At 54.1% G+C, this 12,688-nt stretch carries 11 protein-coding genes and 2 tRNA genes; 10 read left to right on the forward strand and 3 right to left on the reverse strand.

Annotation, left to right across the window (positions count from 1 at the left end):
* The first annotated feature begins 44 nt into the window (after positions 1-44).
* Positions 45-121, forward strand: a tRNA-Asp gene (locus tag F3J26_RS21150).
* A gap of 51 nt (positions 122-172) precedes the next feature.
* Positions 173-248 (forward strand) — tRNA-Trp (locus F3J26_RS21155).
* 79 nt (positions 249-327) lie between these two features.
* On the opposite strand, the gene hdfR is transcribed toward F3J26_RS21155, so the two are convergent.
* Complete coding sequence (gene hdfR, locus F3J26_RS21160) at positions 328-1,152, reverse strand: HTH-type transcriptional regulator HdfR (protein WP_008455597.1); 825 nt, start codon at positions 1,150-1,152, stop codon at positions 328-330.
* 119 nt (positions 1,153-1,271) lie between these two features.
* Between hdfR and F3J26_RS21165 the strand changes: the two genes are divergently transcribed.
* Positions 1,272-1,610: a MaoP family protein gene (locus F3J26_RS21165; protein WP_008455591.1), complete on the forward strand. Its 339-nt coding sequence runs from the start codon at positions 1,272-1,274 to the stop codon at positions 1,608-1,610.
* 24 nt (positions 1,611-1,634) lie between these two features.
* On the opposite strand, the gene F3J26_RS21170 is transcribed toward F3J26_RS21165, so the two are convergent.
* Positions 1,635-3,155: a YifB family Mg chelatase-like AAA ATPase gene (locus F3J26_RS21170; protein ID WP_166995839.1), complete on the reverse strand. Its 1,521-nt coding sequence runs from the start codon at positions 3,153-3,155 to the stop codon at positions 1,635-1,637.
* A 353-nt stretch (positions 3,156-3,508) separates the two neighbouring features.
* Between F3J26_RS21170 and ilvL the strand changes: the two genes are divergently transcribed.
* The 6 genes from ilvL to ilvA all read left to right on the forward strand — a co-directional run bounded on the left by ilvL (position 3,509) and on the right by ilvA (position 10,068).
* Positions 3,509-3,607, forward strand: coding sequence for an ilv operon leader peptide (gene ilvL / locus F3J26_RS21175; RefSeq protein WP_071530467.1), 99 nt, complete (start codon positions 3,509-3,511; stop codon positions 3,605-3,607).
* A gap of 140 nt (positions 3,608-3,747) precedes the next feature.
* Positions 3,748-5,394, forward strand: a complete 1,647-nt coding sequence (ilvG, locus tag F3J26_RS21180; protein ID WP_166995841.1) for an acetolactate synthase 2 catalytic subunit — start codon at positions 3,748-3,750, stop codon at positions 5,392-5,394.
* Positions 5,391-5,648, forward strand: a complete 258-nt coding sequence (gene ilvM, locus F3J26_RS21185; protein ID WP_008455586.1) for an acetolactate synthase 2 small subunit — start codon at positions 5,391-5,393, stop codon at positions 5,646-5,648. The genes ilvG and ilvM overlap by 4 nt, the downstream gene beginning before the upstream one ends.
* A 19-nt stretch (positions 5,649-5,667) precedes the next feature.
* Positions 5,668-6,597, forward strand: a complete 930-nt coding sequence (locus F3J26_RS21190) for a branched-chain amino acid transaminase (protein ID WP_039289201.1) — start codon at positions 5,668-5,670, stop codon at positions 6,595-6,597.
* Positions 6,598-6,670: 73 nt separating this feature from the next.
* Positions 6,671-8,521, forward strand: coding sequence for a dihydroxy-acid dehydratase (ilvD, locus tag F3J26_RS21195; protein ID WP_008455582.1), 1,851 nt, complete (start codon positions 6,671-6,673; stop codon positions 8,519-8,521).
* A gap of 2 nt (positions 8,522-8,523) precedes the next feature.
* The gene (ilvA, locus tag F3J26_RS21200; RefSeq protein WP_008455579.1) at positions 8,524-10,068 is read left to right on the forward strand and encodes a threonine ammonia-lyase, biosynthetic; all 1,545 of its coding nucleotides are present in this window, start codon (positions 8,524-8,526) and stop codon (positions 10,066-10,068) included.
* On the opposite strand, the gene ilvY is transcribed toward ilvA, so the two are convergent.
* Complete coding sequence (gene ilvY / locus F3J26_RS21205) at positions 10,065-10,958, reverse strand: HTH-type transcriptional activator IlvY (protein WP_008455578.1); 894 nt, start codon at positions 10,956-10,958, stop codon at positions 10,065-10,067. The two genes, ilvA and ilvY, sit on opposite strands and share 4 nt — an antisense overlap.
* A 165-nt stretch (positions 10,959-11,123) precedes the next feature.
* Between ilvY and ilvC the strand changes: the two genes are divergently transcribed.
* The gene (ilvC, locus tag F3J26_RS21210) at positions 11,124-12,599 is read left to right on the forward strand and encodes a ketol-acid reductoisomerase (protein WP_008455576.1); all 1,476 of its coding nucleotides are present in this window, start codon (positions 11,124-11,126) and stop codon (positions 12,597-12,599) included.
* The last annotated feature ends 89 nt before the right edge of the window (positions 12,600-12,688 follow it).

A 12,688-nucleotide genomic window follows, 5' to 3' on the forward strand; every position in this document is an offset into this window, starting at 1 on the left:
CAGTAAACCGGAGCAACAAACCGGTGGTTGTAGAAAAATTCGGTGGAGCGGTAGTTCAGTCGGTTAGAATACCTGCCTGTCACGCAGGGGGTCGCGGGTTCGAGTCCCGTCCGTTCCGCCACTTATTAAAATTAAGCCTGCTCTTTAAGCAGGCTTAATAGTAGGAAAATTTAGGGGCGTAGCTCAGTTGGTAGAGCACCGGTCTCCAAAACCGGGTGTCGCGAGTTCGAGTCTCTCCGCCCCTGCCATATATAATCCTTTGCTTAGGCAAAGGATTTTTTTTGTCCAAAATTCCTCTCTTTTATATTCTTAGCTATTAAAAGCGCATTACTGCGCCTTTAATGGTGTCTTCAATAATTCTTTGATAACACTCTGTTTGTCCGTGTTTTGTAACCAGACAGCATACAATGGTCTGGAAAGCGTTGTGCTTTCGGGGACAGGCCAGATCCCGGGCTGTTCTTTTGCCCACTCAATCGGCAGGAAGGTGCAACCGTTAAGTTCAGAGATCAGCTTGCAGGCTATTTTTGCTGAACTGGTAGTTAATACCGGAATATCATCACTTCCAATGAGCTCGGCCTCATGTTGGTGAAAATCCGCACCCCACTCGATGCGTAAATAGTTGAGTGAAGCTTTACGGCTTTCCGCGGCAGGACCATAAAGCCCCATGCTGAAGTAACCTAGCAACTGGCTGGCAAATTCGTCCATTTTTGGCGCTTCAGTTGTGAGCAATAAATCCAGCTGGCGCTCATGAAGCTGTTTAACGAGTGACTGACGTTGTGCAATTCGTGCTTCGAACTGCAGGCCATTATGCTGTTGATAAAGCGCAATGAGCCATTCAGAAAGCATACATTCCCAAAGCGATGCGCTGGCACCAAGCGTGAGCTGATTATGTTGAGAAGTATGTGATACCTCTTTTTTCGCTGCTAACCACGTATTCATCAGGTTTTCTGCGTAGGGCAGCAGGCGCTCCCCGGCAGTTGTCAGCCGTATGTTATTGCGGTGGCGGGTAAAAAGGTTTACACCAAGCTGATTTTCGAGCTGTCGGATGCGAAAGCTTACCGCAGACTGCGTCAAATAAAGTGCTTCTGCAGCGCGACCAAAGTGCCGTGTTCTGCTAACTTCCAGGAAGGTTTTAAGTAATTCGGTGTCCACGGCTTACTCCAAAAAATAATTTGTCGTTATGATTTAAATGTTTTGTTTTACACTCTGTCAAGCGTAACTAATACTCCGCGCCATAAATAGCTCGGCCAAGAAAATCAGGAGCGTGTAGGATGGCGGAAAGCTTTACGACGACTAATCGGTTTTTCGACAATAAACATTATCCACGTGGGTTTGCTCGTCATGGTGATTTCACCATCAAAGAGGCACAGCTGTTAGAACGTCATGGCTTTGCGTTCAATGAGCTGGATCTCGGTAAGCGCGAACCAGGCACTGAAGAAGAAGTGCAGTTTGTTGCCGTATGCCGTGGTGTGCGCGAGCCTGCTACTGAAGCGGAACGTGTCTGGAGCAAGTACATGTCGCGTATTAAGCGTCCAAAACGTTTTCATACCCTGTCTGGCGGTAAACCGCAGATGGATACGGTTGAAGACTACAGCGATAGTGATGATTAAAAAATGGGGCGAAAGCCCCGTTTTTTATTCTGTCAGTCTGTGCAAATGCAGGAGCAGCCGATCAATAGTTCGATAGCTCAGTGCTTCCTGGAGGTGTGCCCGAGTAATACTCTCGCAATGCTCGATATCCGCGATGGTACGAGAGACTTTCAGAAGACGTTGCCATGCCCTGACCGACAGGCCCAGTTTGAGTAATGTTTCCTCCAGCCAAACTGCATCATTCGGCACAAGCTCACAGTGTTCGCGTATCTCATGATTGCTGAGTCGGGCATTTAGCTTGTTCTGCCGGGAGAGTTGCCTGTCGCGTGTCTCTATTACCCTTTCCCTTATTCTCTCGCTTTTTTCTTCCTGATGGTTCGTTTTACTCAGCATTCCTGCCGGGAGAAGCGGGATATCCACTGAGAGGTCAAAGCGGTCGAGAAAAGGGCCCGAGAGTCGATTCATATAGCGTAAAGTCTGCTGGGGCGTGGCACGGTTATGTTTGCCTTCATAGTGCCCTGTAGGGCTGGGATTCATCGCCGCGATAAGCTGAAAATCCGCGGGGTAGGTGATTTTTGCCCGGGTGCGAGAGATATGAATCTCACCTGATTCAATAGGTTCCCTAAGCGAGTCCAGTACGCGGCGCTCAAACTCAGGTAATTCATCCAGAAATAACACGCCGTTGTGCGCTAACGAAATTTCTCCTGGCTGCGGGATAGCCCCGCCGCCCACGATGGAAGTTAACGAGGCACTGTGATGGGGAGCCCTGAACGGACGCTGACGCCAATGGCGATGAAGATGCGAAGATTGTACCAGGCTCAGAATGGCAGCGCTCTGTAATGCTTCAACATCGTTCAAAGGAGGAAGGAGCGTATTGAGCCGGCTCGCCAGCATGGTTTTACCCGTTCCTGGTGGGCCTATCAGTAAGAGGTTATGCCCGCCAGCCGCCGCAATTTCCAGCGCTCGTTTTCCCTGACTTTGCCCAATAATCTCGTTCATGTCTTCCAGGCTATCAGCTTGCCACAGCGCAGGGCTAACCGGGGTGCGGAGGTCGTGTTTTCCTTCCAGCCAGGCGCATACCTCGGTCAGATGCGTGGCCACAAAGCAGCCCGGTTTAGCGATCAGGGCTACTTCTTCTTCATTTTCTGCGGCAACCACGACTTCTCGCCCCGCATTCAAAGCCTCCATAGCGGATGATATGGCCCCAGAAACCCCACGTAGCTCCCCGGTCAGCGCAAGCTCGCCGATAAACTCAAGCTTGGCCAGCTTGGGCGTATTTAGCTGCTCAGAGGCAACCAGCAGCGCCAGAGCAATCGGCAAATCGTATCTGCCACCTTCTTTAGGAAGATCTGCCGGAGCAAGGTTAATAGTGATTTTACGCGCTGGAAATGTGTAGCCGCTATTGATCAATGCGCTTCTGACTCGATCCCGGGCTTCTCTCACGGTAGTTTCAGGCAGGCCGACAAGCGTAAGCCCTGGTAAACCAGCACTGATATGCACTTCAACCGTAACCTGTGGGGCGTGAACGCCGAGTGCTGCTCTGGTATAGACAACCGACAGTGACATTTTTCCTCCGTGAAAAACTTCATTCTGCCGCGCCAATAAAAGATTAAATATTGTTCGTTTTATGCACCGGGAAGTACCTCCCTGACTTTTTTATCCGCTTTCTTTTTTACAGCTCTGGCTGCGAAGCCGATCGCAGAACAATAACTTTTTACTGGTATTACGCAGAAAATATCCTCAGCAGACCAGTTTTATGAATTATTTTCACTTTCTCGTTATGCACTGAAATTAAATAGTTTTTATGCTAATTAATTTCAACGGCGATCTTTTCGTCATAAAAAAATATTGTGCTTTACGTCAACTCTGTGATAACTCTGTAGGCATTACTTCGAACTAGACGTTAGAACATACAGAAAATGACAGCCCTTCTACGAGTGATTAGCCTGGTCGTGATTAGCGTGGTGGTGATTATTATCCCACCGTGCGGGGCTGCACTTGGAGAAAGAAAGGCTTAAAAATCAAGCCTGAATCGAAAAGAACCCCCGCACCGAAAGGTCCGGGGGTTTTTTGTTGACTGAAGAATGTGAAGCGAGGAACAGAGTATGTGTTGCAGAATAAAATGCTGTTTCTCCGGTAATGAGACGGGGAACTAACTATGAATGGTGCACAGTGGGTAGTACATGCGTTGCGAGCGCAGGGTGTTGAAACAGTTTTCGGTTATCCTGGCGGCGCGATTATGCCGGTGTACGATGCGTTGTACGACGGTGGTGTGGAACATCTACTGTGTCGCCATGAGCAAGGTGCAGCCATGGCAGCTATTGGTTATGCCCGCTCAACGGGCAAAACCGGTGTGTGTATTGCCACTTCTGGCCCCGGTGCGACAAATCTGTTAACTGGCCTTGCTGACGCACTTTTAGATTCTGTTCCTGTGGTTGCCATCACCGGTCAGGTGGCTGCACCTTTGATCGGGACTGACGCTTTCCAGGAAGTTGACGTCCTCGGCCTGTCGCTTGCCTGCACCAAACACAGTTTCCTCGTCGAATCCCTTGATGAATTGCCGCGTGTCCTTGCCGAGGCCTTTGAGATTGCTAATTCTGGCCGTCCAGGCCCCGTTCTGGTCGATATTCCAAAAGATATTCAGTTGGCTATTGGTGAGCCTGAGGCCTGGTTATCTGCCGTTGAAGATGATGCTCACCTACCGTTGGCTGAATTGCAGCAGGCCCGTGAAATGCTCGCTCAGGCCAAAAAGCCGATGCTTTACGTTGGCGGCGGCGTTGGGATGGCGCAGGCGGTTCCAGCGCTCCGTGAGTTTATTTCCGTCACGGGTATGCCTTCCACAGTCACTCTGAAAGGGCTGGGTGCAGTCCCGGGCGACCATGCGTTTTATACCGGTATGTTGGGAATGCACGGCACCAAGGCGGCGAACCTCGCCGTTCAGGAATGCGATCTGCTGTTGGCCGTTGGAGCCCGTTTCGATGACCGCGTCACCGGGAAGCTGAATACCTTTGCTCCGCACGCCAAAGTTATCCACATGGATATCGATCCTGCGGAGCTGAGCAAGCTGCGCCAGGCGCATGTCGCGTTGCAGGGGCCGCTGAATCAGCTTTTACCGGCCTTGCAACAGCCGTTGCACATTGCCTCCTGGCAGCAGCATGTCGCCGCCCTGAACGAAGAACACCAGTGGCGCTACGATCATCCGGGTCAGGCTATCTATGCCCCCTTGCTGCTGAAGCAGCTCTCCGAGCGCAAATCAGCAGAAGCCGTTGTGACCACCGACGTAGGCCAGCATCAGATGTGGACCGCACAGCACATGACCTTCACCCGCCCTGAGAACTTCATCACTTCCAGCGGGCTTGGCACGATGGGCTTTGGTTTACCCGCCGCCGTTGGTGCTCAGGTTGCAAGGCCGGAAGATACGGTTATTTGTGTCTCCGGCGATGGCTCTTTCATGATGAACGTTCAGGAGTTAGGCACCATCAAGCGCAAACAGTTGCCGGTCAAAATCCTGCTGCTCGATAACCAACGGCTGGGCATGGTGAGACAGTGGCAGCAGCTGTTTTTTGAAGAGCGCTACAGTGAAACCACCCTGACCGACAACCCTGATTTCCTCACGCTGGCCAGCGCCTTTGGCATTCCAGGTCAGCACATCACCCGTAAAGACCAGGTAGAAGCCGCGTTAGACGCCCTGCTGAACAGCGACGGCCCGTACATGCTTCACGTCTCGATCGATGAGTACGAAAACGTCTGGCCGTTGGTACCGCCCGGTGCCAGTAACTCGCAAATGCTGGAGAAATTATCATGATGCAACATCAGCTCGCAGTGCAGGCTCGCTTCCGCCCGGAAACGTTAGAACGTGTTTTACGCGTAGTGCGCCATCGTGGATTCCAGATCTGCGCGATGAATATGGCCGCGGCGGGGAATACCGACAATATTAATATTGAATTGACCGTTGCTAGCCTGCGGCCAGTCGAATTACTGTTTACTCAATTAAGCAAGCTGGTTGACGTTGCCTGCGTTGAAATCCAGCCACAAACATCACAACAAATCCGCGCCTGAGCGTAAAAGGAAGAGAACAATGACGACCAAGAAAGCTGATTACATCTGGTTCAATGGCGAGATGACTCCGTGGGGAGAAGCGAAAGTTCACGTAATGTCCCACGCGCTGCACTACGGTACTTCGGTCTTCGAAGGCATCCGTTGCTACGACTCGCACAAAGGGCCAGTGGTGTTCCGTCATCGTGAACACATGCAGCGCTTGCGTGACTCAGCAAAAATCTATCGCTTCCCGGTATCGCAAAGCGTGGATGAGCTGATGGAAGCCTGTCGTGCGGTTATCCGTAAAAATAATCTCACCAGCGCTTACATTCGCCCTCTGGTCTTTGTTGGCGACGTAGGTATGGGCGTTAATCCGCCGGAAGGGTATACCACCGACGTGATCATTGCGGCTTTCCCGTGGGGCGCTTATCTGGGCGCTGAAGCGCTGGATCAGGGGATTGATGCAATGGTCTCTTCCTGGAATCGTGCGGCACCAAACACCATTCCTACCGCGGCCAAAGCGGGCGGTAACTACCTTTCTTCTCTGCTGGTCGGCAGCGAAGCACGCCGCCACGGCTATCAGGAAGGGATTGCGCTCGATGTGAACGGCTTCCTGTCTGAGGGCGCGGGTGAAAACCTGTTCGAAGTAAAAGACGGCGTGATCTACACCCCGCCATTTACCTCTTCAGCGCTGCCGGGGATTACCCGCGATGCAATCATCAAGCTGGCAAAAGACCTGGGCATTGAAGTCCGTGAGCAGGTGCTGTCGCGCGAATCTCTGTACCTGGCCGACGAAGTCTTTATGTCCGGTACCGCCGCTGAAATCACCCCGGTACGCAGCGTAGACCGCATTCAGGTGGGCGAAGGCCGCTGTGGCCCGGTCACCAAACGTATTCAACAGGCATTCTTTGGCCTGTTCACCGGCGAAACCGAAGACAAGTGGGGCTGGTTAGATCAGGTAAACCCGTAAGCCTTAAACAAAAATATAATCAGGCGGGCGGCAACTGACCGCCTGCTACCCGACAGACTGGAGTAAATAAAGCATGCCTAAGTATCGTTCCGCCACTACAACCCACGGCCGCAATATGGCGGGTGCCCGCGCGCTGTGGCGCGCAACGGGGATGACCGACGCCGATTTTGGCAAACCGATCATTGCGGTCGTCAACTCCTTTACCCAATTCGTACCGGGCCACGTTCACCTGCGCGACCTGGGTAAACTGGTTGCCGAGCAAATCGAAGCCTCCGGCGGCGTAGCGAAAGAGTTCAACACCATTGCGGTGGATGACGGTATCGCGATGGGGCACGGCGGTATGCTCTATTCCCTGCCGTCCCGCGAGCTGATTGCCGACTCGGTTGAGTACATGGTGAACGCCCACTGCGCCGATGCCATGGTTTGTATCTCCAACTGCGACAAAATCACCCCAGGGATGCTGATGGCCTCGCTGCGCCTGAACATTCCGGTGATCTTCGTCTCCGGCGGCCCGATGGAAGCCGGGAAAACTAAACTTTCCGACCAGATCATCAAGCTGGATCTGGTCGATGCGATGATTCAGGGTGCGGACCCGAAAGTTTCTGACGAGCAAAGCGAGCAGGTTGAACGCTCCGCGTGTCCAACGTGCGGCTCTTGTTCAGGTATGTTCACTGCCAACTCCATGAACTGCCTGACCGAGGCGCTAGGTCTGTCTCAGCCGGGTAACGGTTCACTGCTGGCGACGCATGCTGACCGCAAAGAGTTGTTCCTGAACGCGGGTAAACGCATTGTTGAACTGACCAAGCGCTATTACGAGCAGGATGATGCCACCGCGCTCCCGCGCAGCATCGCCAGCAAAGAGGCGTTCGAAAACGCCATGACGCTGGATATCGCCATGGGCGGCTCCACTAACACCGTTCTGCACCTGCTGGCCGCCGCGCAAGAAGCTGAAATCGACTTCACCATGACCGACATTGACCAGCTGTCCCGCAAGGTTCCACAGCTGTGTAAAGTCGCGCCAAGCACCCAGAAATACCATATGGAAGACGTGCACCGTGCGGGTGGCGTACTCGGGATCCTCGGCGAGCTGGATCGCGCCGGATTGTTGAACCGCGAAGTGAAAAACGTGCTTGGCCTTTCCCTGCCGCAGACGCTGGAACAATACGATGTCATGCTGACCAAAGACGAGGCGGTGAAAACGATGTTCCGCGCGGGTCCGGCGGGCATTCGTACTACCCAGGCTTTCTCGCAGAACTGCCGCTGGGACACGCTGGATGACGATCGCGCTAACGGTTGCATTCGCTCACTGGAAAATGCCTACAGCAAAGATGGCGGCCTGGCCGTTCTGTACGGCAACTTCGCGGAAAACGGCTGTATTGTTAAAACCGCTGGCGTGGATGAAGGTAGCCTGGTATTCCGCGGCCCGGCCAAAGTTTATGAAAGCCAGGACGATGCGGTAGAAGCCATCCTCGGCGGTAAAGTCGTTGCAGGTGACGTGGTTGTTATTCGCTACGAAGGACCAAAGGGCGGGCCAGGCATGCAGGAAATGCTCTACCCAACCACCTTCCTGAAATCTATGGGACTGGGTAAAGCCTGCGCGCTGGTCACCGACGGCCGTTTCTCCGGCGGGACCTCGGGTCTGTCGATCGGCCACGTTTCTCCTGAAGCCGCGAGCGGCGGCAATATCGCCCTGATTGAAGACGGCGACATGATTGCCATTGATATCCCTAATCGTGGTATTCAGCTGCAGCTCACCGATCAGGAAATGGCTGCACGTCGTGAAGCGCAGGAAGCTCGCGGTGAAGCGGCATGGACGCCTCGCAATCGTGAGCGCCAGGTTTCCTTCGCCCTGCGCGCCTACGCCAGCCTCGCCACCAGTGCGGATAAAGGCGCCGTGCGTGATAAAAGCAAGCTTGGAGGCTAATTATGGCTGAGTCACAACCGCTACCCGATGCCCCCGGCGGAGCAGAGTATCTGCGCGCGGTATTGCGCGCGCCGGTTTACGAAGTTGTGCAGGTAACGCCGCTGCAAAAAATGGAAAAGCTTTCTTCGCGCCTTGATAACGTCATTCTGGTTAAGCGTGAAGACCGCCAGCCTGTGCATAGCTTCAAGCTGCGCGGGGCTTATTCGATGATTGCTGGCCTGAACAGCGAGCAAAAAGCCAGTGGCGTGATCACCGCTTCTGCGGGAAATCACGCTCAGGGCGTCGCGCTTTCGTCCACGCGATTGGGTATTAAGTCGCTGATCGTTATGCCTGTGGCTACTGCGGATATCAAAGTCGATGCTGTGCGGGCCTTCGGAGGCGAAGTGTTGCTGCATGGCGCGAATTTCGATGAGGCAAAAGCCAAAGCCATCGAACTTTCTCAGCAGCAAGGTTTCACCTACGTGCCTCCGTTTGATCACCCGGCAGTCATCGCCGGGCAGGGTACGGTTGCGCTGGAATTGCTGCAGCAGGATGCGCACATCGATCGCGTATTCGTGCCGGTTGGCGGCGGTGGCCTGGCGGCTGGCGTAGCGGTTTTGATCAAGCAACTGATGCCGCAGATCAAAGTGATTGCGGTTGAAGCCGAAGATTCTGCCTGTCTCAAGGCGGCGCTGGATGCCGGGCACCCGGTTGAGCTGCCGCGCGTAGGGCTGTTTGCCGAAGGTGTTGCTGTTAAGCGCATCGGCGACGAAACCTTCCGCGTGTGCCAGGAATACCTGGACGACATCATCACCGTGGACAGCGATGCCATCTGCGCGGCGATGAAGGATTTGTTCGAGGATGTGCGTGCTGTCGCCGAGCCTTCCGGCGCGCTGGCGCTGGCGGGGATGAAAAAGTACATCCAGCAGCACAACATTCGTGGCGAACGCCTGGCACATGTGCTGTCTGGCGCAAACGTGAATTTTCACGGGCTACGCTATGTCTCGGAGCGCTGTGAACTGGGCGAGCAGCGGGAGGCGTTGCTGGCGGTCACCATTCCAGAGCAAAAAGGCAGTTTCCTGAAGTTTTGCCAGCTGCTGGGCGGTCGCTCGGTCACTGAGTTCAACTACCGTTACGCCAGCTCTGACGATGCCTGCATTTTTGTTGGGGTGCGACTGACTCGCGGACTGGAAGAGCGTAAAGAGATCATCGCTCAGCTCAGCGAAGGCGGCTACGGTGTGGTCGATCTCTCTGACGACGAAATGGCGAAGCTGCATGTTCGCTACATGGTGGGCGGCCGACCTTCGAAGCCGCTGCGCGAACGGTTGTACAGCTTTGAATTCCCGGAATCGCCGGGGGCGCTGCTGAAGTTCCTGAGCACGCTGGGAACGCACTGGAACATTTCTCTGTTCCACTACCGCAGCCACGGCACCGACTACGGGCGAGTTCTCGCGGCGTTTGAGTTGGGCGAAAATGAGCCGGACTTCGAAACCCGGCTCAATGAACTGGGTTACGAATGTCACGACGAAACCCAGAACCCGGCGTTCCGCTTCTTCCTGGCCGGTTAATGGCTGCCGGGTAAAAGCTTCCAGAACGCGCTGATAAGCGGTTCATTGAGCCGCTTTTTTTGTACGCAAACGCCCAGTTCAAACGGCGCTTTCTCATCGTTACGTTCCAGAACCAGCACGCGGTTGCGCACCGGTTCCGGGCTGTTTTCCAGCACGATTTCCGGGATCAGCGCGACGCCACATCCCAGCGCCACCATTGACACCATGGCTTCGTGGCCGGCGACGGTAGCGTAGATTACCGGGTTACTGATTTTCTGGCGGCGGAACCACAGTTCTATACGGCGCCGAACGGGCCCTTGCTCGGGCATGATAAACGGAATTTTGGCCCAGTCTGGCTCCGGTTGGCTTACCTGCGCTCTGACAGGGCAAGGCAAAGCGGGGGCGATCAAGGCCACGGATAAATTTTCCAGCATTGAGAAAGCCACGCCAGGCGGAAGGGACTCTGGTTTTCCGGCAATGGCGAGATCGGCTTCGTTGGAGTCGACTTTTTCTACCGCATCCGCGGCGTCGCCGGTGGTCAGCTTAATTTCAACGGAAGGATGTTCAGCCCGGAAGCGGTCCAGAATGGGCGGCAAATGGCTGTATGCGGCGGTCACCGAGCAAAACAGATGCAGCTCTCCGCTCAGGGAAGGACCTTGCTGGCCAAGCGTGTGGCGCATCTGCTGATATTGCAGCAGCGTGTGCTGGGCAAACAGCCGTAATTGCTCGCCGGCTTCAGTCAGCGTCACGGTGCGGTTATCACGCAAAAACAGAGGTTGCCCGAGGTCGTCCTCCAGACGCTGGATCTGGCGCGAAAGCGTGGAGGGACTGACGTGCATGGCGCGCGCGCTACGCCCAAAATGGCGGCTTTCAGCCAGGTGCAGAAAGGTTTTCAGATCGCGTAAATCCATGGTCATCAAGCCTCGTTTTTGCATTGCAATAATTGCAACGCGATGTTGTTAATATATCAATTTAAGCAACGCATTTCCTGTCATATAGTGGGTTCATTCTAGGCAGCACGACACGGCTGCAGAGCCCTTACAATAAGCACAACACGACACATACGGAGTTCTACGATGGCTAATTATTTCAACACTTTGAACCTGCGTCAGCAGTTAGCGCAGTTGGGTAAATGTCGCTTCATGGGGCGCGATGAATTCGCCGATGAAGCAAGCTACCTCAAAGGTAAAAAAGTCGTCATCGTCGGCTGCGGTGCTCAGGGTCTTAACCAGGGTCTGAACATGCGCGACTCCGGGCTGGATGTTTCCTATGCCCTGCGTGCGGAAGCTATCGCCGAGAAACGTGCATCCTGGCGTAAAGCGACCGAAAATGGCTTCAAAGTGGGTACTTATGAAGAGCTGATCCCACAGGCGGATCTGGTTGTTAACCTGACGCCAGACAAACAGCACTCTTCCGTTGTTCAGGCCGTACAGCCGATGATGAAAGACGGCGCGGCGCTGGGCTACTCCCACGGTTTCAACGTGGTTGAAGTCGGCGAAACCATTCGTAAAGACATCACCGTGGTGATGGTAGCACCTAAGTGCCCGGGCACCGAAGTGCGCGAAGAATACAAACGTGGTTTTGGTGTGCCAACGCTGATCGCAGTTCACCCTGAAAACGATCCGAAAGGCGAAGGTATGGCGATTGCCAAAGCCTGGGCTGCGGCCACCGGTGGCCACCGTGCGGGCGTGCTGGAGTCTTCCTTCGTTGCGGAAGTGAAATCTGACCTGATGGGCGAGCAAACTATCCTGTGCGGTATGCTGCAGGCCGGTTCTCTGCTGTGCTTCGACAAGCTGGTGGCTGAAGGTACTGATGCTGCATATGCAGAAAAACTGATTCAGTTCGGCTGGGAAACCATCACCGAAGCGCTGAAGCAGGGCGGGATCACGCTGATGATGGACCGTCTGTCCAACCCGGCAAAAATCCGCGCCAACGCGCTGTCCGAGCAGCTGAAAACCATTATGGCTCCGCTGTTCCAGAAACACATGGATGACATCATCTCCGGTGAGTTCTCCTCCGGCATGATGGCTGACTGGGCTAACGACGATAAGAAACTGCATACCTGGCGTGAAGAGACCGGCCAGACCGCTTTCGAAACTGCACCGCAGTTTGAAGGTAAGATTTCCGAGCAGGAATACTTCGACAAAGGCGTGGTAATGATTGCCATGGTGAAAGCAGGCGTTGAGTTGGCCTTCGAAACCATGGTTGACGCTGGCATCATCGAGGAGTCGGCATACTATGAGTCCCTGCACGAGCTGCCGCTGATTGCTAACACCATTGCTCGTAAGCGCCTGTACGAAATGAACGTGGTTATTTCTGATACCGCTGAGTACGGTAACTACCTGTTCTCCTACGCGGCCGTACCGCTGCTGAAAGAGTTCATGACCACGCTGCAGCCGGGCGATCTGGGTAAAGAGATCCCAGCCGCTGCGGTAGACAACGCTCAACTTCGTGACGTCAATGAAGCCATTCGCAGCCACGAAATCGAAAAAGTGGGTCAAAAACTGCGTGGCTACATGACCGATATGAAACGCATCGCTGTTGCTGGCTAATGTGTTTTTGAAATGAAAAAGGCGCTTCGGCGCCTTTTTTTGTGCCTGTTATCTTGCCGCCTCTCTTTTTATGTAATATTGTAAGTTAC

Origin of the sequence: Enterobacter sp. Ap-867, assembly GCF_011752855.1 — a bacterium.
GTDB lineage: Bacteria > Pseudomonadota > Gammaproteobacteria > Enterobacterales > Enterobacteriaceae > Cedecea.